Below are 21,138 nucleotides of genomic sequence, written 5' to 3'. Positions count from 1 at the left end.
TTCCCCCTCCGCGATGTGTGACGAGCCGGGCCCACCCCCGGGCTCGCTGTTCAGCCGAGCAGCTGGTCGAGCGTGTTCTCCAGCTCGTCGAAGAAGCCCTCGGGCCACTGGTCGAGCAGTCCGTCCTCGTCCACCCGCGGGGTGACGAAGCCGACTCCCGTACCGTCGCCGCGGAAGTAGTGCAGGACCACCTGGTCCGGTGCCAGCCGCCCCTGCTTGACCGCGAGCCGCACCCCGTTGATCACGTGGTCGCTGTGCGTCTCCACGATCAGCTGCGCCCCCTGCGCGGCGGCCGCCGCCGCGAGCGCGGCCATCCGCGTCTGCCCCTGCGGGTGCAGATGGGCCTCCGGGTTCTCCAGCAGGATCAGCGAGCCGGGCCGGGCCGTCAGGCAGGCCACCACGATCGGCAGGGCGTAGGTGAGGCCGAAGCCGACGTTCGTCGGACGCCGGCGGCGGCTGGCGCCGAGCGCGCCCGTGAACCCGTACGACAGCTGTACCGAGTCGGTGCCCTCGATCGCCGCCGCCTCGATGTCCACCCCCGGGCACAGCTCGCCCATCCAGGCGGCGGCCTGGTCCAGCAGCAGCGCTGAGGCGGCCTTGGGGTGGCGCAGCGGCCCCTCGGGCACCTCGTCCCGGGCGTGGTGGCGCAGGAAGTTGACGGTGTGCTCGCCGCGTACGCCGAGGAACCCGCGCCCGACGACCGCGTGGTGGTCGCGCGGATAGAACTCGGCGGGTGAGATCCGGTCTGCGTGCAGGTACTGGAATCCGGCGGTGAAGTACCGCGGAAACACAGCCGCGTCCCCGCTCGGCCGGCTCCCGTACCCCTCGGTGGTCAGCGGCAGGTCCACCGCGGTTAGGGGCAGCAGGTTCTGCTCGGGCTCGTACCCGACCGTCCACGAGTACCGGTACGGTCCCTCGCCCACGGCCAGGGTGATCTCCGGCTCGTCCCCGGTGAATTCCTCGTGCAGGACGTCCTGCCCGGTGCCGAGTCCGACGAGCTCGCCGTTGAGCAGGAAGCCGTTCTCGTGCGGGGCTTCGAGGCGCCCCACGGCGCCTTCCAGCGCCAGCTCTCCCGCGTGGTCGAGATCCCCGGCCGTGTACGACTGGTGGAGGAGGGCGAGCGCTTGCAGGACGCTGCTCTTGCCGGAGGAGTTCAGCCCGGTCAGCAGCGTAAGCGGGCCGAGCGGCAGCTCCGCGTGCTGAAAGGCCTTGTAGTTCGCCAGCGTCAGCCGGTCAAGCACTGTCCACTACCCCCCGGTAGAGCTTCGCCATCTCGCCGAACCGCGTCCGTACCTTCTTCGGGTCGCCGGTGGCGATGGAGATGGAACGGTCGAAGTCCCAGTCCTTCATCAGCTCGAAGAAGCCGGTGAGGACCGTGTTACGGGACGCTACCAGCACATCACGCTCATGATCACTCAAGTCGGCGAGATTCACCGCGACCGCTTCGAAAAGGGCCTTGTTGATGGGTGATTTGGCCTTGGCGCCCTTCCACTTCCGGAAGGCGTGTTCGCCGAAGAGGCCGGTGGCGCATTTCATCGCCTCCCGGAACTCCCGTGCGTGCGCCTCGCGGTCCTCCTCGGTCAGCCGGTTGATGCCGTGCATGGCGTTCACAAGGAACTGGTCGAAGTCCCGCTGCGTGTGCTCGAACGGGTTGGACAGCCGGAAGGCCATGAAGCGCAGCACCATCTCCCGGTCGGCCATCCGCTCGTTGGAGACGCTCCAGCCGGTGGCGTCACCGAAGGCCGCGTCCTCGGCGAGATCGGCCAGGAAGGTCCGGGCCGGGCCCTTCACCATGGCGTGCCGGATCTCCTGCGGCTTGAGCGGCATTCCGCCCGTGTTGATCCGCGAGAAGACGTTGTACTTGACCGCCTCGGGCGTGCCCTGCTGGATGATGTGCACGACGAGCTGGGTCTCGCGGAGCCGGATGCGCAGGCGCCCGGTGAGGTCCTCGTAGGTGTGGCCGTGGAAGTCCCGCAGATAGTCGAGCCCGCGGAGGGTGAGCGGGGTCATTCCGACGGCTTCGGGGGCCATGAACCGGGCAATGGCGGTGAGCCGCTGGATTCCGTCCACGACGGCCCAGTTGTCGTCCTCGTCCTGCGCCATGTGGAAGGAGGAGATCGGGATCCGCAGTAGGAGGGACTCGATGAGCCGGCTCTGCTGCACGTCGGTCCAGATACCGGCCCGGCGCTGGAAGTCCGGCGCCAGGTCGATCATCTTCTCGCGCAGGCGGGACAGCAGCAGATCGACGGTGGTCGCCTGCGTCTCGATCTTGATGTTCTCGGGCCGGAACGGGGCGCGGATGCCGTCGGGATCGGATTCCTCCGCCGCTCTCGGATCGCCCTCCTCGTCGGCGGACTGCTCCAGCTCGACTCCGGTGGGGAGTCCGTCGGAGCCGATTTCGAGTGGGCTGTCCAGGGGCAGGAAGAGCGCGTCCGGCTGGAACTCACCATCCTCTGCGGGCGGCTGATAGCGCTCGTACCCCACGGCCTTCCGCCGCCCGACGGCCCGTCCGCTGCCGCTGTCCTCCAGATCGGCCATGTCTCCCCGTCGCCCTCGTATCGCCGTACGTGACCTTCACGGTCACCCTATAGACGGCGGGAGGAGAGTGGCGAGGTCAGCGCGTCAGGTCGAGCTCCGCCCGCACGGTCTTGCCGATGGGTACCCGGTCCAGCACCTCCCACCGATCGGCCAGCGCCTCTACGAGGAACAACCCGCGGCCCGAGTCGGCGAGGGGCCGGGGCTCGGGGAGCTCGCGGGGGTGGGGCGGCCGACGCTCGCCACGGGTGTCCGAGACCTCGACGCGGAGGGTGCCGTCGGTGAGCGCGAGCCGCAGCTCGAAGTCCCGGCCGGGTACCCGGCCGTGCGTCACGGAGTTGGCGGCCAGCTCGGCGACGAGTTGGGCGGTGATGTCGGAGGCCTCCGAGCCGTACGGGATGCCCCAGCCGTGCAGCTGATGGAGCGCGAGATGACGGGCCAGGCGGGCGCCGAGCGGGGTGGAGCTGAAGCGTTGGGCGAACGCACGTACGGTGACATCGCCTTGGCGGGTGGGGGGAGGTGTCATGGCGCCAATCTGGCGGGTTCCAAGGCCGCTTCACCAGGGATGCGCCGCGTACGCTGCGTCAGCGTACGCGCACAACGGGTGGACAGTACGCGTCACCGAACGTGACCATGAGAAGGGTCGGGTGTGGGACGCGAGGTGGGCGGGCGCGGAGGTGGCCGGTGATGGCCGAGTACATGGATGGCATGGACGAGGAACCGTGCGCGGGCGGACCGACGCCGGGCGGAGGTGAGCCGGATTCCTCGGACAGCCTGCGGACGTTCGGCGCGGTGGTCCAGGCGCTGCGCGAGCACGCGGGGCTGAGCCGGGAGGACTTCGTCCCGCTGGTGCGGTTCTCAAAGCACACGGTCGCGTCGAGCGAGCAGGGCCGGCGCATGCCGGACCCGGAGTTCGTGGAGCGGGCGGAGGCGGCACTGGGCAACACGGGCGCGCTGAAGAAGGCAGCGCGGCATCTGTCCCGACAGCCGGGGCTGGCTAGTTGGTTCAGAAAGTGGGCCCGGCTGGAAGCGGAGGCGGTCACGCTGTACACGTACGAGTGCCGCTTGATCCCTGGGCTGTTGCAGACGGAGGGGTACGCGCGGACGTTGTTCGAGCACCGGCTTCCGCCGCTGAGTGACGAGGAGGTCGAAGATCACCTGGCTGCGCGCTTGAAGCGGCAGCGACTGCTCCACGAGCGTCCAAATACCGCCTATAGCTTCATCCTGGAAGAGCACCTTTTCTTGAGGCGTGCGGGTGGGACAGCCGTCACACGAGCACTCATCGAGCACATCCTCGACCTCACGCAGCTCAGGAACATCGAGATTCAAGTGATGCCTCAAGTGCGAGAGCGCCACGCAGGGCTTGACGGGCCAATGCAGCTGCTGGAGACCTCCGCCAACCGATGGTTCGGCTACTGCGAGGGACAGGAAGGAGGCCAGTTCATCTGCGACCCCAAAGTGGTCAGCACGCTCCAGCTGCGATATGCCAGGATGCGGTCACAGGCTCTCTCCGAAGAAGAGTCCGTGAGCCTGTTGCGGCAGATGCGAGGAGCAACATGAGTACCACGGAACTGGCCTGGTTCAAGAGCAGCTACAGCGGTAGCTCTGGCGACTCCTGTGTTGAAGTCGCCCTCTTGGAACAAGTCCAGCTACAGCAGTGGCGGCTCCGGTGACTGCGTGGAGATCGCCGTCTGCCCCCCGACGATCCACGTCCGCGACTCCAAGATCAAGCAGGGCCCGCAGCTCGCCCTCTCCCCCGCCGCGTGGGGTGGTTTCGTCTCACACGCGATTCAGGCCTGACCCGGCCACCTCCGTCCACCCCGCGCCGGATCACCTCCGACGCGGGGCACTGGCGTTCACGCGTTAGGCGTCCACTTGCCCTGGTTGATCGCATCCTGAAGCCGGGCCGAGAAGTAGGCGTGCGCCGCACGCATCTCCTGTTCCCGTTGCGCCTTGTAGAAGGGCTTTGCGTAACCCTCCGGCGGCTCGGCCCGCTCGCCCTTGTCATGCGCGAGGAACTGCTCGTACTGCTCTTTCGTCTGACCGAAGCCGAAGGTGTAGCGATCGCCCGCAATCTTGCGCTCGCTCTTGTCGAACCAGGTAACCGCGTCGAAGTCCTGCATGATCGGGAATCGGGCTTTGTACATGGCCGCCAGCGCGTCAGCACTCACCCCAAGCCAGACTGCCACCAGCGCATCGATCTCAACCAGTGCCGCTCGACGAGCCCGCTCGGTTCGAAGCGGGGTTGCGCGATTCCACTCGGGTGTGACCTCGTTCAAGGCGGTGAGGTCAGGCCAGACGCACGCCCACGGCTCGTATCCGGGCCATGTCCGGTCGTACAGGCTTTCCCACAAGTCAGCGTACGCACGGGTAAGGCAGTTGAGACGCAGCGTTCGCAAGAGCAGTGGTGAGGCAAGCGGGTGCTCAGCTGACGGGACGGGAAGCCTACGAGCCGGCGTAACGTCGAGGTGCCTGACTCGTGTCGAGCGCAGCAGGTAGTCGATCGGAATCGCCGACCAGAAGCCAGCGGTCAAAGCGGAACTGCGGATATCGCTGACGGAAGCGCTTCTAACTGCGTGAATGTGCGCAGGGCCAGGCGGTAGCATGGCAACGTAGAGACTGCGCTCTGTATCCGGGGCGATGAACTCACGCCACGCCAACCGGTAGAAGTCGGTATACGGCCGCCGCCTCCGTCCCAGAAGATGCCCGTCAACCTGCTCGTCGGTGACCTCCTCGATCGCAAGGTCCTGCGACGCGGCCACCGCGGCCCTCGCCCGGGCGACCTCCACCTCCGAGGCCCGCAGCTCCTCCAGCGTCCTGTGGTCGGTCCAGTAGTCCTGCGCGGCCTTGTAGGTGTGCTCGTCGGCCACGCGGACGTACTCGGTCTCCGGTACTGCGTCGTCGGCGAGCTCCAGGGGGTTGAGGCCCAGGACCTCGCCGCCTCCCTGACTCGGCTGCTTGAACATCGGGTTCGCCAGACCGATCTGCGGGCCCTTGAGGATCACCTCGGACCACTTGGTCGGCCGGAAGACCTCGCCCTGGCCATCAGCCGTGTTGTAGCCAATGAGGCCCACGTCCTTGGCGGTCTTCTCGTTGTATCCGCTACTGATCTGCGGGTTGAGTGCCGCCAGCCGCAGCGGATAGTCGGCGAGTGCCCGGATAGCCTGAGCCTCCGCCGTACTTACAGGGGACAGCAAACGCGCCTGCCGCACCGGTTGGTCTTCCTCGCCGGTCAAGCGCTGCCACTGCGCCAGGGTCTCCTCATCCACCCGAACGATCCGCTTGCGGTGCGGCCGCTCGTCCCAGCTGCTGCCAAATCGCACACCGGGGTCCGGGGCCGTGCCGTCGTCCGTGTCTGACTTACGCAGGGCGTCGACGGAGAAGAGCCACGACAGATGGTCGAAGCCGATCTCCCCCGCCTGCCCGTAGATGTGCACACCGAAGTGGCTGGACCTGCCCACCGGCGGCGGGAAGAAGCGGTTTCCCGCGTTGACAAAGTCGCCGTGGACCAGCAGTCGCTCGTACGCAGCCTCTCGCAGTCGGCCCTCCTTGTCACCGCTGAAGTGTGAGTCCGGGTGGACCAAGCCAATGGTTCCGTCACCGGCCATGTTGGCCCAGGTCCGGCACATGAAGGCCCGATAGAGGTCAGGCCGCGTCCCAGAGATCAACGGGTACGTCGTCGGCTGGCTGAGGAAGGTAGCCGTACCGACAGTGGCAACCAGGTCGCTCAAGTAGGCGCCGCGACGACCGTAGTCGTCCAACACCTCGGCCTTCCGGTCTCGCCACACTGAGGCAGACGGCTTCTCCGAGAGCTTGAACCAAGGCTCGGCCTCGGCCAGCACCACGCCCTCGTCCCAGTCCGGCCTGACCCACGGCGGGTTACCCACCTGGAGGTCGAAGCCCCCACCCTCGCCCCGGAACACATGGGCGAAGTGCAGCTCCCAGTGGAAGAAGCCGTGGCCGTCCTCCGCCTTTATGTCGCGCTCCGTCGTGCCCGCGATGTCCTCGACCGTGTGGAGCCACGGGAAGCGGATCCGCAGGTTGAAGCCCGTGTCCATGCCGAGGGTGCCGTCGAGGCTCCGCTCGAACGACTCCAGGACTTCCAGCGCCTCGTCCACCGGGCGGGAGTCCAGGCCGGCCAGGAACGTGCCGTCCGGGACGTCCTCCGTGCCGAGGGTCGCCTCCAGGAAGTCCAGCCAGTCGGTGAACTCCTTCAGCGGGATGATCGAGCGCCACTTGTCCTTGATCTGCTGCGTCCGGCCGCCCGTGCGCCGGCGCGGCCCCGACCCCTTCGGCTCCTCGGCCCCGTCGACCGCGAACGCCGTCTGCTCGCCGTCCGGGTCGTCGAAGAGGCCGGTCATCTGCCAGGTGAGGTCACCCGGGGCAGGACCACTCGGCTCGGGAGCGGTCGCCGCCGCGCGCTCGCCCGCCAGCAGCGCCGCGAGTTGCGCCTCGCTGACGACACCGCTGCCCGCCGCGTAGTCGGGGGACGTGCCGTCCAGCTCGGCCACCTTGTCCAGCGGCCAGAACCACAGCGCGCACCAGGTGTCCATCACCGTCTTGAGCCGCCAGTACGGCGTGCCCAGCACCGTGAGGTCGTCCAGGACCTTCTGCTTGTCCACGGCCTCGGCCGGGTGCTTCAGCCAGTCCGCGCCCCAGACCTCCACCCGCCGCGAGATCTTCCGCTCCGACAGCTCCAGCCGCTTGGCGACCAGGCTCCACAGGAACTCGACGCGACGGGCCACGCCCTGGAGGCGGAGCAGCTCGGTGCCCGATGCCGCCTTGTACCAGCGGTCGTACCGCTTCTGCCGGGCCTCCTGCGGCTCGTCGGCCTTCTCCACGAACGGCTTCGGGCCCTTCGGGGGCCGCTGGACACCCTTGCGCCACTTGCCGAGCGCCTTCGCCTGCCACTCGGCGAGCTTCTTCGCCTCGCTCTCGTCCGCCACCGCGCCCCAGCCGACCGCCGGAAGGAGGAAGTGGTGGACGGCGCCCTCCGGCAGCTCGCCGTCGCGGAACGAAAGCTCGGTCGGCGGCAGGGTGTCCTTCTTCGCCAGCCACGCGCGGTCGGTCAGGTCCGCACCCCGGTAGACCTTCCGGCCGGCCCCGATCAGGGAGTTGCCGCGCCGCAGGTGCAGGCCGAACCACGGGGCCCGCATGCCCGGGTGCATGGAGTTGAGCCAGAGCGAGACCTCCGCCAGCTCCACCGCCGTGGCGTTCAGGTCGACGCCGTACGCGTTGTGCAGGGCGATGTACGCCTTGACCTTCTGGAGCTCGATCTGGCGCTGCTCGGTGTCGATGCGGCGCGGGGCCAGCTCCCGCTCGCGGCGGCGCAGGTACTCGGCCGCCACCTGGTCGATGGCCTCGTTGAGGAAGGCGCCCGAGCCCAGGGCGGGCTCGCAGATCTTCCACTCCAGGAGTTCCCTGGCCGAGGTCTCCTCGGTCAGGCGGTGCTTGAGGGCCAGCTCGACCGTCACCTCGGTCAGGGACTTCGGCGTGTAGTACGAGGCGGAGGTCTGCCGGTCGCGGCCCGCGAGGCGGTAGACGAACGAGCCCTTCGGGTGGACCACACGGACCGGCCGGCCCGTCTCCTCGTTGACGCGCTCGACGAACACCTCGTCCGAGTAGTCCTGCACCCGAGAGGCCGGGATCATCCAGCTGCCGCCGGACGGATCGCCACCCTTGGCGACCTCGTACAGGTCCTCCTCCGCAATGAAGCCGGTGTACGACATCAGGCCCTCGTAGACCGCGCCGAGCTGATTGATGCCGAGCTGGGCGTACGAGATGAAGCCGCCGCGCTCACGGCCCTTGCCCTTGGTGAGCATCAGGCGACGCAGCACCCGGTGCAGGGTCTCGTTGCGCAGCCGGGTGTCGAGGTGCTCGCTGCTGTCCGGGTCGGCGGGGTCGTGGTGCGGGTTCTCCAGCTGGTCCTGCGAGATGAGGCGGACGGCGTCCGGCTTGAAGAGCTCGGACTTCAGCGGCTCGAAGCGCAGGCCGATGTCGGCGCTGCGGGCGGCGGCGCGGCGGGAGCGGTCGGCCTCGCGGAGCCGGTCGGTGTGCTCGGCCTGAGTGATGGCGCCCTCGGCAAGGAGCTTGTCCGCCTCGCGTTCGGCCTGGGCGGCGGCCTGGTCCGCGGCCTCCGCCACCGCGTCCTCGGGTTCGGTGCCCCACTCCCGGTGGCCGCCCTCCACCTTGCGGAACAGCAGGTCGAGGGATTCGTACAGGTGGAAGCTGCGCCGCGACCGCTCGCCGACCAGGTCGCGCACGACGAGGTCACCGAGGCGCTGGAGGCCGTATCCGCGCTCGTACTCGGGGTAGTCCACCGGCAGGATGCCGAGGTTCGGCTGCGCCTCGGCGTACAGCAGGAACAGGATGCGGTAGAGGTAGCGCAGCGACTCTCGGCTGAGTTCCTTGGCGAGGCGGGCCGGGTCGTCGAGCTGGTGCGGTGCGACGCCCTGTTCGCGCAGGCGTGCCAAGACCTCGTTGGCGATCCACTCGACGGACAGGCGCAGGCCTTCCCGCAGTTCGGTGGAGACGCCCACGGCGTGCTTGCCGGACTTGTCGACGAAGCCGGCGAGCGGCGCGGTGCCGCCCTCGGCCGGAATGCGCAGGGAGTCGGAGCCGAACAGGGCCGCGATGGTGTCGAGTTCGCCGCCGTTGCGGTCGTCGCGGCGGTTCAGCGCGGCGTCGAGGTCGGCCGCGAGGTAGCGGCCCTCGTGCCAGGCCAGCCGGTCGGCGAGGACGATGACGCCGCCGACGAGGAGCAGCACGTACCGGGGCGGCTCCTCGCAGGCGAACAGGAAATCGGTGATCGCCTTGGCGTCCTCCAGGCGGGCGGATGCCTCCAGCGCCACCGGGTGCAGGAGGCGGCCGGCGCCGTCCGGGTCGAGGGCGGCGTCCGGCTGGGCGGTCCAGCCGCAGGAGACGGCGACAAGACCCGGCTCGTGGTGGGCGATCTGCGCGGTGTACTCGTGGCCGGAGCGGTGGAGCGTGATGGCCTGCTCGTGGGCGTCGGAGAAGCCGAGGGCACGCAGCGTGGCGAGGTGCAGGTCGGTGACGCGCTTCGCCCAGTCGGCGGGCCGGGGCGCGTCAGGTTCGGCAAGGGCTGCCTCGTCCTGCTCGAAGGCGGCGCGGCCGGCGAAGTAGGTGCTGTGCAGGGCGCGCAGGCCCTCGCGCGGGGTGCGGGCGCGCGGCGGGACGGTGGCCGGGTCGGCGCCCTCCTCGCGCGCCTTCGCGACGGCGTCCGCGTGGTGGCGGCGGGCTTCTTCCTCCGCGGTGGCCCAGCGGGCGAGGAGGCCGTCCTTCGCCTTGAGGTCCTTGGGGAGCACCTCGGCCAGGTAGTGGGCGGAAAGGTACTCGCCGTGGTTGACGAGGGAGTCGTACGTCACGTCAGCTCTCCGCCCGGTCCGTGGTGGTGTCGTCGATGGCGGGCGCGTCCGGGGCGGGCCGGTCCAGGACGGCCAGGACCCTCAGCAGGGGGCGGCCGGTGGTCTGCAACTGGTCGAGCAGACGCGCCTGTTCGTCGGCGGTCTCCTCGATCTGGCGCTCCCGGCGGCCGGTCGTGCCGGGCAGCAGGGAGTCCTGCTGCCACTGCTTGAGGTGGTCGCGGTAGTCGGCCAGCGGCTTGCTGATCTGCTCCTCCCATTCGTCCTTGGACGCCTCCAGGTGGTCGCGGGCAGCCGCCACGGCGGCCGGGATCAGCGACTGGAGGTGCGAGAGGTCGGCCGGTCCGCCGGTCCGGGCGAGCCTGGGGCCGACCTTGGCGGCGCTCAGCGCCTCGTCCATGGCGCGGACCTCGGGGGCGCCGGGCAGGCCGGAGACGGCCATCCACCGCACGACGGTGGGGCGGCCCAGGGCATTGGAGTAGATGCCCTGGACGAGGAAGGTGGGCTGCTCGACGTGGGGCGAGGTGATGACCGGCGCCTCCTGGCGGCCGAACTGGACCAGCACCTTGTCCGTGAGCCACTCCACCACGGGGTGGATGTCGGTGAGGAAGGAAACGCCCGGCCACATGGTGTGGCTGCTCTCGCGGGCCTCGGTGAGCTTGCGCTGGGCGAGCTGCCGGTCGAAAGTCAGCAGCATCCGCTCCGCGATGCCCTGTTCCTTGAGGTAGGAAGGTGGCAGGGCCTTGAGGCGGTGCAGCAGGTCCGGGGCCTTCGCCGGGGAGAGGGAGAGGTACTCCCGCCCCTCGGTGTCCTTGTCGCGGAACAGGCCCACGCGGTCCTCGGCGTGCTCCCCGTACAACTCGGCCAGCGCGGTGTCCACGAAGGCGGCCGTGGCCTGTTCGGTGACCACGGGGGCGTCCCCGTCCGGCTCGAAGAGCGAGATGGTCTCGGCGCGGGGCGGCAGCTCCTGCTGGGTGATGGTGTCCACCTGGCCGAACAGGTCAGCGAGATCGCCGTCCGAGGCGGCCGGGGCGGAGGCGAAGAAGTCCTCGACGCTGCCGCCCTCGACCAGCTCGCGGATGAGCCGTCGCTCCTCCTCGTCGGCCCGGTAGTAGCCGGTCTCCGCCTCCGCCGTGCCGTTGAGCTTGTGGGCTTCCTCCTCGCGGCTAAGCAGCTTCTCGGCGACCGTGCGGTCGTCCTTGGCGCCCGGCAGTGCGGAGGTGAGGATCAGCGCGCGGAACTGGGGCTCGTAGCGCTGCCCGTAGCGGTCGATACGGCCGTTGCGCTGCTCGATGCGGATCAGCGACCACGGGATGTCGTAGTGGATCAGGTGGTGGCACTGACGGTGCAGGTTGACGCCTTCGGAGGCGACGTCGCCGGTGAAGAGCAGGCGTACCGGATGGTCGGCGAGGCCGAAGGCCTCCAGGATCTTCTGCTGTTCGTCGTCGCTGAGGCCGCCGTGCATGATGCTCACGGCCTTCACCGTGCCGTCCCCGGTGGCCGGGAAGCCGAGGCGGGCGGGTACGACGCGGGCCAGCCACTTGAGGGTCGGGATCCGCTCGGAGAAGACGACGGCGCGGACGGTGCTGCGCGGGCCGACGCCGATCTCCTTCAGCTGCTCGACAAGCTTGTCGAGCTTGGCCGAATCACCGGGCCCGCTCCCGTCGCCCATGGAGTCGGTGATCTCGCGCAGCCGGGCGAGGGCCGCCTGCTCGGTGTCGATCGCGGGATCGTGCCGCTTGCCTTCGGCGGCGGCCTTGCGGGCCTTCTTGTCGAGGGTGGTGATGCGGGTGGCGACCGTCTCGGCGAGGGCGGTGTGCGAGGAGAGGAAGGTCTTGAGGAGGTTGTAGGCGAAGAGGGGGTCGGTGGCGACCGGCTTTACATCCTGGTCGGCCGTGCCGAAGTCGGTGCTGTCAGGCGGCGTGGGAATCCAGTACCGAGTGAGCTCCGCGAAGATCCGCTCCTCGGCCTCGTTCGCCGCGCAGTGCAGGGAGCGGGTCGGCCCACGGTCCGCCCACTCCGAGCCCATCTCGTCGCGGACCTCGGGGCTGATCTTCGTACGCCGGATGAAGAGGTGGCCGAGGTCCTCGGCGGGGTCGTAGTGGTTCGGGTCCGCGATGGCGGCCGGGTCGAGCAGGGAGACGAGGTCCGCGAACGAGCGCTTGTCGCCGTTGTGCGGTGTAGCACTGGCCAGGAGCAGCGCGTCGGTGCGGGGCGCCAGGATCTCCGCCAGGGCGCGCCGCTGACTGCCCGGGTTGATGAGGTTGTGGGACTCGTCGATGACCACGGCGTCCCACCGGATGCGCTCCAGGTGGTGGCGGTACTGGCCGATGTTCTTGAGCGTGTCGACGGAGATGATGACGCGCTTGTAGTGGGTGAACGGGTTCCGGCCGGCCGGGATCTCACGCTGGATGCGCTGGATGCCGAGGGAGTCGAGGCGTACCAGAGGAATGGAGAAGCGGGTCCACAGCTCGTGCTGGAACTGCTCCAGGACGCTCTGCGGGGTGACGACGAGGATGCGCTCGCCCCGGCCCCTGCGGATCAGCTCGGCCAGTGTGAGGCCGATCTCCAGGGTCTTGCCGAGACCGACGACGTCGGCGATGAGCAGGCGTGGGCGGAGGTTGCGCATGGACAGCGCGAGCTCGGCGGGGCGCTGCTGGTAGGCGAGCGGGTCGAGCAGGAAGCGGTCGGCCAGGGCCAGTCCGCGCTCGGACTGCGGCAGGGGAGTCTTGCGCAGGACGGCTTCCAGGAAGAGCCTGCCCCGGCGGAAGTAGGACGAGGTGTCGGGCACCAGGCGGGTCTTCTCAGGCTCCAGGAGCTCGACCGTGTCGATCTCCGTGAAGAAGACCGCCTCCTCGTCCCGGACGAACTCGGAGATCCCGACGGCCTCGATCTTGGAGCCGTCGTGGTCCGTCCGGACCGAGTTCTTGACCAGCCACTCCTCGTCACGGACAAGGATCTGGGCTCCTGCCGGGTACCGGGTCTCCCCCTGCTCTGCCACCCCGTACGTCCCTCCGTCGTGCATGCGTGCGCCGCAGTGACTGCGGCTGCGGCCCCACCCGTACGGGGGCCGGTTCGAGGGGGCAAGTCTTTCACGGGGTGGCGTGGCGCCGGGAACTGATCGATCAATCCGGCCGGATCCGGGAAGGAGCGTGAACCGCGAGGTCAGATGGGTATGGACGCCCCGGGTCAGAACCGCGCCTCGCGTGCATACGCGGCACGGAGGGACTCGGCGATGCGCAGGGGTGCGGTGAGCCGGACACCCGAGGTACCGGAGTCCCGTGGCACGGCAGGCCGGGTGGCGGGGCGCTCGGGAGCCCGTTCCGCTTGTGCCTGAGCCTCCGGGGCCTCCTCATCGCCGCGCGGTTCGTCCCCGAACTGCGGGTCCTGCTCGTCCTGCTCCTCGGAGTCGGCCGGTGCGTCCGCCGGGCCTTCGCTCTCGTGCACGGCCACGTCGACCAGTGTCGGCGTGTACGCCGGGTACTCGGCTGACTCCTGCGCCGGAGCCGTCACGCTCGGCACCGGAAGTGTCGGTGTATGGTCGCCGAGCAGCCGCTTGGCCTGCGCTGCCGTCAGGCCGCAGCCGTGGATCACTTCCACGAGCTCCGCGGTGACCTCGGTGAGCGTGGGACGGGCGGCGGAGTCGAGCGCGAGCATGTCGGTGATCAGCGGGCGGAGTTGCGGCGGGAGTCCGGCAAGATCGGGCAGGGTCTCGGGGTCCTCGATCCGGAGCGCCACCGCCTGCCAGGTCGGCCCGGTGTACGGATAGTGCCCGGTCGCGGCATACAGCAGAACCACGCCCAGGGAGTAGACGTCGGCCGCCGTGTCGAGCTGGTGCTCGCCGCGCGCCTGTTCCGGGGGCATGCACAGGACGGAGCCGACGACGAATCCGGTGGCGGTCAGGGTGGAGCGCCGCTCGGCGAGGACGGCGAGGCCGAAGTCGATCACCTTGGGGCCGTACTGGGCCAGCAGGATGTTCTGCGGCTTGAGGTCGCGGTGGAGCAGGCCGGCGTCGTGAACGGTGGTGAGTCCCTCGGCCAGGAGCGCGCCGAGGCTGGCCGTCTCGGCGAGCGGCAGCGGACCGTTCTCCGTGACGAACGTCCGCAGATCCGGCCCGGCAACGTACTCGACGGCGAGCCAGGGCTGGTCGGCCTGGGCGTCGGCGGCCACGAAGGCCGCGATGAAAGGCCCGTACACCGTCTTGAGGCTGTCCACCTCCAGCAGGAACCGGGCCCGGGTGTCCTCGTCGAGCACCGACGCCTTGATGACCTTGACGGCCACCTGCTGACCCGCGGCGGACTCCCCCAGATACACCTGGCCCATGCCGCCGGCCCCGATCCGGCACACCAACCGGTACGCCCCGATGACCTGCGGATCGTCATCCCTCAGTGGCTCCACGGGTCGTGCGCCTCCCCTCGTGGTGTGGGCACCAGGCCCCGTTCTCACGTTCCGCGACTCCCCGGACCACGCAGCGGCAGTCTAAGGGGAGAAAGGTGCACCTCACATCGAGCAGGCACGCGGCGGTCGGATCTCGCCACGCACCGCATAGGTCCAGCCAAAGAGGACCATTACCGACCCGCATTCCGCGGCCGGTAGAGGATCAGCGGGTATCAGGTGATTCTCGTAGTGTGGGGGCGGGCAGCGTGCGTCTGAAGCCGTTCCTTGGCGGCTTGAGCCCCTACGGTCCGGGTTACGGAAAGTAGTCGCCGAACGCCCATTTCGAGGTGTTCAGCGATGCCCGGACAGCTCCCGCTGCCATGAGCATTGGCCACCCATGGCAGCGCGCCGTCAAGAATTCGTAATGCCAAGTCTCCGGCTTGAGGCCTGACACCTGACGCGACCTGCGTAATCAGGGAGCTGACGACCCACCAGAGCGTGCGTCAAATCAGCGTCAAGACATCGCCCGTAACGCCCACAGCACACACAACGCACACTGCCCTAACCTGCAGATCAGAGGCCTTTTCCAGTCGGCTCTAGGATCGCGACGCACTCCACGTGGTGCGTCATCGGGAAGAGGTCGAAGACGCGGAGCGTGCGGACCTTGTAGCCCGCCTCCTTGAAGTAGCCCAGGTCGCGGGCCAGCGCCGCCGGGTCGCAGGCGACGTAGGCGATGCGGCGGGCCGAGAGGCCCGCGATGTGGCGGACCGTCTGCTTGCCGGCGCCCGCGCGCGGGGGGTCCAGGACGATCAGGTCGCACTCGGTGATGCCGGTGCGCGGGAGGGCCGTGTCGACCTTGCCCTGTTCGATGCGGACCCGGGGGAAGTCGGCCAGGTTGTGGCGGGCGTCCTCCACCGCGCGCTTGCCCGACTCGATGCCGAGGACCGCCCCCGTCTCGCCGAGGCGCTCCGCGAGCGCGCCCGCGAAGATGCCGACGCCGCAGTAGAGGTCGAGGGCCATCTCGCCCTTGCGCGGCATCAGGCCCTGCATGACGGCCTTGATCAGGGTGTCGGCGGCCTGCGGGTGGACCTGCCAGAAGCCGCCCATGCCGACGCGGTAGGTGCGGCCGTCGGCGCGCTCGCGGACGAAGGGGCGGCCGTGGACGCGGTGGATCCCGCCGTCCTTCTCCTCGACCCGGAGGACGGAGACGGGCTTGTCGAGCTCGACCAGGGGCAGGCGGCCGCCCGGGCGCGGGGTGAGGACGACCTGGCGGTCGCTCGAGCCGGAGGCGGCGATCGCCTCGACCGAGGCCATCGCCGGCCAGGAGCGCTTCTCGATGCCCAGTTCCGTGACCCCGGGCGCAGCGATCATGCAGTGGTCGACGGGCTCGATGTCGTGCGAGCGGTGCTTGCGCAGGCCGACGCGGCCGTCCTCGTCGATGGCGTACTGGACGCGGGTGCGCCACTGCGGGACCTCGCCGGCCGGGAGCTTGTCGCCCTCGGCGGGGGCCACCGTGCCGTCCCAGCCGGCCTCCTCGGGGGTGAGGCCCGCGAGCCGCTTGAGCTGCTCGGCGACGACCTCGCCCTTGAGCCGGCGCTGGGCGCCGGGCTTGGCGTGCTGCCAGTCGCAGCCGCCGCACTTTCCGGGGCCGGCGAAGGCGCAGGGGGCCTCGACCCGGTCCTTGGAGGCGGTCAGGATCGTGACCGCGTCGGCGCGCAGGAAGCGGGAGTCCGCCTCGCCCTCCGTCACGCGCGCGACGACCTTCTCGCCCGGCAGGGTGTGCCGGACGAACAGGACGCGGCCGTCTGAGGTCCGCGCGATGCAGTGGCCGCCGTGCGCGACGGGGCCGACCTCGACCTCGTACTCCTCCCCGACCAGTGACTGCTTCTCGTTCTGCTCGGTCATGGTGGGGAGACTCCAGGGAGATTCAGGGGCGGAAAAACGGAAAAAGGCGAACGGCCGGACGACCGACCCACCAGTTTACGTGGATCCCGTCCGGCCGTTCGCCACCCGCCGGGCCTACCTCCCCGCCGGGTCCTTGGGACGCGGCCGCGGGGTGTCGACGGGGCCGCGGCGCACCGCGCCCGGGGCGTTCCACTCCTGGCGCTTGCGGGCCCGCCGGCGGGCGAGCTCCGAGGACTCCAGCTGGTAGGGCACCGAGGTGACCATCACGCCGGGGGTGAAGAGCAGGCGGCCCTTGAGGCGCAGCGCGCTCTGGTTGTGCAGCAGGTGCTCGTACCAGCGGCCGACGACGTACTCGGGGATGTAGACGCTGACCGCGTCGCGCGGGTTCTCGCTGCGCAGCCCCTTGACGTACTCGACCACCGGGCGGGTGATCTCGCGGTAGGGGGAGTCGAGGATCTTCAGCGGGACGTTGATCCCGCGCCGCTCCCACTCGTCCCTGAGCGCCTTGGTCTCGGCCGGGTCGACGCTGATGCTGAGCGCCTCCAGGGTGTCCGAGCGGGTGAGCTTGGCGAAGGCCAGGGCGCGCAGGGTGGGCTTGTGGACCTTGGAGACCAGGACGATGGAGTGGACCCGGGAGGGGCGCACGCTGTCGTCGCTGGGGCCCTCGTCCGCGGCGATCTCGGAGGCGACCCGGTCGTAGTGCTTCCGGATGGCGGTCATGGTGCCGTAGAAGATCAGCATGCCCATGAGGGCGACCCAGGCGCCGTGCGTGAACTTGGTGGCCAGCACGACGACCAGGACGAGCCCGGTGAAGGCCGCGCCGAAGGTGTTGATGGCCCGGGAGCGGTGCATCCGGCGGCGGGCGGCCTGGTCGCGCTCGCTCGCCAGGTGGCGGTTCCAGTGCCGGACCATGCCGATCTGGCTGAGCGTGAAGGAGACGAACACGCCGACGATGTAGAGCTGGATCAGCTTGGTGGAGTCGGCGTCGTAGATCCACACCAGCAGCATGGCGGCGCCGGCCAGCAGCACGATGCCGTTGGAGAAGGCGAGCCGGTCGCCGCGGGTGTGCAGCTGGCGCGGCAGGTACCGGTCCTGGGCGAGGATCGAGCCGAGCAGCGGGAAGCCGTTGTAGGCGGTGTTGGCGGCCAGGAAGAGGACCAGGGCCGTCGCGGTCGCCAGGACGATGAACAGGATGCTGCCGCTGCCGAAGACGGCTTCGGCGACCTGGGAGATCACCGGGTGCTGGACGAAGCCGGCGCCGACGGGGACGCCGTGGTCCAGCAGGTTGGTGGCGGGTGCCTCGGCCATGCGGACCTTGGTGGCCATGGCCAGGCCGATGATCCCGCAGAACATGGTGACGGCGAGGGCGCCCATCAGGGCGAGGGTGGTGGCGGCGTTCTTGCTCTTGGGCTTGCGGAAGGCCGGCACGCCGTTGCTGATGGCCTCGACGCCGGTCAGGGCGGCACAGCCGGAGGAGAAGGCGCGCAGCAGCAGGAAGACCAGCGCGAAGCCGGCGAGTCCCTGGTGTTCGGCCTTGATCTCCAGGTGGGCGGTGGGCGCGGTCATGGTGTCGCCCATGACCAGGCCGCGCCAGGCACCCCAGGCGATCATGACGAAAACCGCGCCGACGAACACATACGTCGGGATGGCGAAGAGTTTCCCGGATTCCTTCACTCCGCGCAGGTTCATCAGCGTGAGGAGCAGAATCATGATGATCGCCGAGAGCACCTTGTGCTCGATGACGAAATCGACGGCGGAGCCGAGATTCTCGACGCCGGAGGAAATGGACACGGCGACGGTGAGGACGTAGTCGACGAGCAGGGCGCTCGCCACCGTCAGCCCGGCCTTGGGGCCGAGGTTGGTGTTGGCGACCTCGTAGTCGCCGCCGCCGCTGGGGTACGCGTGGACGTTCTGCCGGTAGGAAGCCACGACGGTGAACATCAGCACGACGACCGCGACCGCGATCCAGGGGCTGAAGTGGTACGCCGACACACCCGCGATCGACAGGACAAGCAAGACCTCGCCGGGGGCATATGCCACGGACGAGAGCGGGTCGGAGGCGAAGACGGGAAGGGCGATCCGCTTGGGGAGGAGCGTTTCCCCGAGGCGGTCGCTGCGCAGCGCCCGGCCAATCAGGATCCGTTTGGGCACGTCGGTCAGTTTGGACACGCAGAGGATCGTAAGCGTTCGATATCGGGCTGACGAACCCCCGGTCCATGATCCTCACCAATGCGCCGCCAATGAGGCACCCCGCGGACCCCAAATGGTCACACCGGTGACCACCCGTGTGTAGCTTGGGCCGTGGTCTGAGACCCTGTTTAGCCAGAGCATGCAATGAGGCTGGAAACCAGCGAGCCGCTGACAGCCGGAAGGACGGCCGTGCACATCGTCATTATGGGCTGCGGAAGAGTGGGCTCCGCCCTCGCGCAGACCTTGGAGCAGCAGGGGCATACGGTCGCCGTCGTCGACCAGGACCCCACCGCATTCCGCCGGCTCGGGGCTTCGTTCGGCGGCCGCCGCGTCACCGGGGTCGGCTTCGACCAGGACACCCTGCGCGAGGCCGGGATCGAGGAGGCGGGAGCCTTCGCCGCGGTCAGCAGTGGTGACAATTCCAACATCATCGCGGCCCGCGTGGCCCGCGAGATGTTCGGCGTCGAGAACGTCGCCGCCCGCATCTACGACCCCAAGCGCGCCGAGGTGTACCAGCGCCTCGGCATCCCCACCGTCGCGACCGTACGGTGGACCGCCGACCAGATGCTGCGCCGGCTGCTGCCGTCGGGCGCCGAGCCCCTGTGGCGCGACCCGAGCGGCGGCGTCCAGCTCGCGGAGGTGCACACCTCCCCCGCCTGGATCGGGCACAAGGTCAGCAAGCTCCAGGAGGAGACGGGCGTGCGTGTCGCGTTCCTCACCCGCCTGGGCGAGGCGATGCTGCCCACTTCGCAGACCGTGCTCCAGGAGGGCGACCTCGTCCACGTGATGATGCGCACGGACGAGATCGACAAGGTCGAGGCGGCCTTCGCCGAGGGCCCCGAGGAGGCACACGCATGAGGGTCGCGATCGCCGGAGCCGGGGCCGTGGGCCGCTCCATCGCGGGCGAGCTGCTGGAGAACGGCCACGAGGTGCTCCTCGTGGACAAGGCGCCGACCGCCATCTCGGTGGAGCGGGTGCCGCAGGCGGAGTGGCTGCTGGCCGACGCCTGCGAGATCACCTCGCTCGACGAGGCGGCGCTGCAGCGCTGCAACGTGGTCATCGCCGCCACCGGTGACGACAAGGTGAACCTGGTCGTCTCCCTCCTCGCCAAGACCGAGTACGGGGTCCCCCGGGTCGTGGCGCGGGTGAACAACCCGAAGAACGAGTGGCTCTTCAACGAGTCCTGGGGCGTCGACGTCGCGGTCTCCACGCCGCGCCTGATGTCGGCCCTGGTCGAGGAGGCCGTCAGCGTCGGCGACCTGGTGCGCCTGCTGCGCTTCAGCCACGGCGACGCCAACCTGGTCGAGCTGACCCTGCCGGCCGACTCCTCGGTGGCGGGGACCCAGATCAGCGAGATCAACTGGCCCGAGGACACCTCGCTGGTGACGATCATCCGCGGCAACCGGGTGCTCACCCCGCACGGCGAGGAGACCCTGGAGCCGGGCGACGAGCTCCTGTTCGTGGCCGCCCAGGCCCGTGAGGAGCAGCTGGAGGACCTCCTCCAGGCCAAGCACTGAGGCAATGCAGAAGGGGCGGGGTGACCCGGTCACCCCGCCCCTTCGGCACGCTGCGGTTCAGCCCCGCTTCTCGCGGGCGGCCTCCTCGGCCTCGTACTCGGCGATCACGTCGATCGGCGGCGGCGCCTTCGCCAGGAAGACCCAGGTGAAGTACACGGCCAGCACCATCGGCGGGAGCTTCAGCGCGATCAGCACCCAGCCCAGCTGGGTCTCGTCACCCCACCAGTAGAGCGGGAAGAGGATCGCGTACTTCGCCAGGAAGATCAGGCCCCAGGCCAGGCTGGCCTTGGTGTACGCCTTCTTGCGCCCGGGGTTGCGGGTCCGCCAGGACAGGTTCTCCTTGAACACCGGCCCGAGGATCACGCCCAGCAGCGGGAAGCCGACCAGCGCCGACAGCGTGAAGGCCACGCCCAGGCCGACCCCGTAGATCATGCCGGGCAGGTAGAAGCCCTTCGCGCTGCCCGTGAACAGGGCGAAGGCCACGCCCACGCCGACGCCGAAGACCCCGCTGAAGGCGTGCTTGACGGTGTCCTTGCGCAGCAGCCGCACGATCACCAGCAGCACCGCGACCACGCCCGCCGCGATGGCGGACATCTTCACGTCCTTGTTGATCGTGTAGATCATCACGAACAGCAGGCCGGGGAGCATGGTCTCCACGGTGCCCCGGATGCCGCCGAAGGCGTCGAAGAGCGCCGCCTGCGTGACCTCCTTCTGGTCCCCGGGGGGGTTGGAGGGGGCGGACCCCGGCGTGGTCGGTCGGTCGAGTGACGTCACCGGTCAGTGCTCCTGTCCGAGGGGTCGGAGTTCGTACTTCGGGTTGAACAGGACCCGGCGTCCGTGGCTCATCGCGATCCGCCCGGAGGCGATCATGCGCCGCCCGGGCTCGATTCCCACGATCGAGCGACGCCCGAGCCACACCACGTCCAGCGCGGCCGAGCCGTCGAAGAGCTCCGCCTCCAGGGCGGGTACGCCCGCGCGCGGCCGCAGGGTGACGGTACGCAGGGTTCCGGTCACCTTGACTATCTGGCGGTCGTGGCAGTCGCAGATCCGCGTGCACCCCGCGGCTTCTGCGTCCTCCTGCAGTTCCGCCGAATGCAGCTCCTCCTGGGAGGTGGACAGCCGCTCTATCATCCGGCGGAACCGGCCCGCCGGCCTGGCCGGTTTCGCGGGCTTCTCGGGACGCGGTTCAGCACTCATACAGGAAGCCTACCGGCGCCCCCGCTCCCCCTCGA

13 protein-coding genes and 1 pseudogene are annotated in these 21,138 nt (G+C 69.5%); 4 read left to right on the top strand and 10 right to left on the bottom strand.

The features are described from left to right. Positions 1-50: 50 nt before the first annotated feature. The 3 genes from B4U46_RS26710 to B4U46_RS26700 form a co-directional block, all read right to left on the bottom strand. Positions 51-1,241, bottom strand: a complete 1,191-nt coding sequence (locus B4U46_RS26710; RefSeq protein ID WP_079430199.1) for an AAA family ATPase — start codon at positions 1,239-1,241, stop codon at positions 51-53. Further along, positions 1,234-2,538, bottom strand: a complete 1,305-nt coding sequence (locus B4U46_RS26705) for a DUF262 domain-containing protein (RefSeq protein ID WP_079430198.1) — start codon at positions 2,536-2,538, stop codon at positions 1,234-1,236. Before B4U46_RS26705 ends, B4U46_RS26710 begins: the two co-directional genes overlap by 8 nt. Before the next feature lie 76 nt (positions 2,539-2,614). After that, the gene (locus tag B4U46_RS26700; RefSeq protein WP_079430197.1) at positions 2,615-3,061 is read right to left on the bottom strand and encodes an ATP-binding protein; all 447 of its coding nucleotides are present in this window, start codon (positions 3,059-3,061) and stop codon (positions 2,615-2,617) included. A gap of 161 nt (positions 3,062-3,222) precedes the next feature. Here B4U46_RS26700 and B4U46_RS26695 point away from each other — a divergent pair, with 161 nt between their 5' ends. Continuing rightward, positions 3,223-4,095, top strand: a complete 873-nt coding sequence (locus B4U46_RS26695) for a helix-turn-helix domain-containing protein (RefSeq protein ID WP_079431996.1) — start codon at positions 3,223-3,225, stop codon at positions 4,093-4,095. Next, positions 4,092-4,335, top strand: a pseudogene (locus B4U46_RS26685) (DUF397 domain-containing protein). Before B4U46_RS26695 ends, B4U46_RS26685 begins: the two are co-directional and overlap by 4 nt. 56 nt (positions 4,336-4,391) lie before the next feature. Here the strand turns inward: B4U46_RS26685 and B4U46_RS26680 are convergent. The 5 genes from B4U46_RS26680 to B4U46_RS26660 form a co-directional block, all read right to left on the bottom strand. Further along, positions 4,392-9,920 (bottom strand): hypothetical protein, encoded by a 5,529-nt coding sequence (locus B4U46_RS26680; RefSeq protein ID WP_079430194.1) that lies wholly within the window; start codon positions 9,918-9,920, stop codon positions 4,392-4,394. Position 9,921: 1 nt separating this feature from the next. After that, positions 9,922-12,918, bottom strand: a complete 2,997-nt coding sequence (locus tag B4U46_RS26675) for an SNF2-related protein (protein WP_311736909.1) — start codon at positions 12,916-12,918, stop codon at positions 9,922-9,924. A gap of 188 nt (positions 12,919-13,106) precedes the next feature. Further along, positions 13,107-14,315, bottom strand: coding sequence for a serine/threonine-protein kinase (locus tag B4U46_RS26670; RefSeq protein WP_079430192.1), 1,209 nt, complete (start codon positions 14,313-14,315; stop codon positions 13,107-13,109). 552 nt (positions 14,316-14,867) lie between these two features. Next, positions 14,868-16,199 carry a class I SAM-dependent RNA methyltransferase gene (locus B4U46_RS26665; RefSeq protein ID WP_079430191.1) on the bottom strand — a complete coding sequence of 444 codons (1,332 nt, stop codon included), beginning with the start codon at positions 16,197-16,199 and terminating at the stop codon, positions 14,868-14,870. Between the two features lie 114 nt (positions 16,200-16,313). After that, a complete protein-coding gene (locus B4U46_RS26660) occupies positions 16,314-18,368 on the bottom strand; it encodes an APC family permease (RefSeq protein WP_079430190.1) in 2,055 nt (684 codons plus the stop codon). Between the two features lie 210 nt (positions 18,369-18,578). Between B4U46_RS26660 and B4U46_RS26655 the strand changes: the two genes are divergently transcribed. Then, a complete protein-coding gene (locus tag B4U46_RS26655; RefSeq protein ID WP_079430189.1) occupies positions 18,579-19,247 on the top strand; it encodes a potassium channel family protein in 669 nt (222 codons plus the stop codon). Next, positions 19,244-19,906 carry a potassium channel family protein gene (locus B4U46_RS26650; protein WP_079430188.1) on the top strand — a complete coding sequence of 221 codons (663 nt, stop codon included), beginning with the start codon at positions 19,244-19,246 and terminating at the stop codon, positions 19,904-19,906. Before B4U46_RS26655 ends, B4U46_RS26650 begins: the two co-directional genes overlap by 4 nt. A 57-nt stretch (positions 19,907-19,963) precedes the next feature. On the opposite strand, the gene B4U46_RS26645 is transcribed toward B4U46_RS26650, so the two are convergent. Together B4U46_RS26645 and B4U46_RS26640 are read right to left on the bottom strand one after the other, a co-directional pair. Further along, positions 19,964-20,680 (bottom strand): DUF3159 domain-containing protein, encoded by a 717-nt coding sequence (locus tag B4U46_RS26645; RefSeq protein WP_079430187.1) that lies wholly within the window; start codon positions 20,678-20,680, stop codon positions 19,964-19,966. A gap of 3 nt (positions 20,681-20,683) precedes the next feature. Continuing rightward, positions 20,684-21,103: an OB-fold nucleic acid binding domain-containing protein gene (locus B4U46_RS26640; protein ID WP_079430186.1), complete on the bottom strand. Its 420-nt coding sequence runs from the start codon at positions 21,101-21,103 to the stop codon at positions 20,684-20,686. Positions 21,104-21,138: the final 35 nt, after the last annotated feature.

This window comes from Streptomyces katrae, assembly GCF_002028425.1.
Lineage (GTDB): Bacteria > Actinomycetota > Actinomycetes > Streptomycetales > Streptomycetaceae > Streptomyces > Streptomyces katrae_A.
Note: the sequence above shows the minus strand (reverse complement) of the source record. Positions and strands in the feature narration are given on the sequence as shown.

What these genes read in the sequence shown, in the direction of transcription:
- B4U46_RS26705 (WP_079430198.1), bottom strand. Translation starts at nt 2,538, where the DNA reads ATGGCCGATCTGGAGGACAGCGGCAGCGGACGGGCCGTCGGGCGGCGG.
- B4U46_RS26700 (WP_079430197.1), bottom strand. Translation starts at nt 3,061, where the DNA reads ATGACACCTCCCCCCACCCGCCAAGGCGATGTCACCGTACGTGCGTTC.
- B4U46_RS26695 (WP_079431996.1), top strand. Translation starts at nt 3,223, where the DNA reads ATGGCCGAGTACATGGATGGCATGGACGAGGAACCGTGCGCGGGCGGA.
- B4U46_RS26665 (WP_079430191.1), bottom strand. Translation starts at nt 16,199, where the DNA reads ATGACCGAGCAGAACGAGAAGCAGTCACTGGTCGGGGAGGAGTACGAG.
- B4U46_RS26650 (WP_079430188.1), top strand. Translation starts at nt 19,244, where the DNA reads ATGAGGGTCGCGATCGCCGGAGCCGGGGCCGTGGGCCGCTCCATCGCG.
- B4U46_RS26640 (WP_079430186.1), bottom strand. Translation starts at nt 21,103, where the DNA reads ATGAGTGCTGAACCGCGTCCCGAGAAGCCCGCGAAACCGGCCAGGCCG.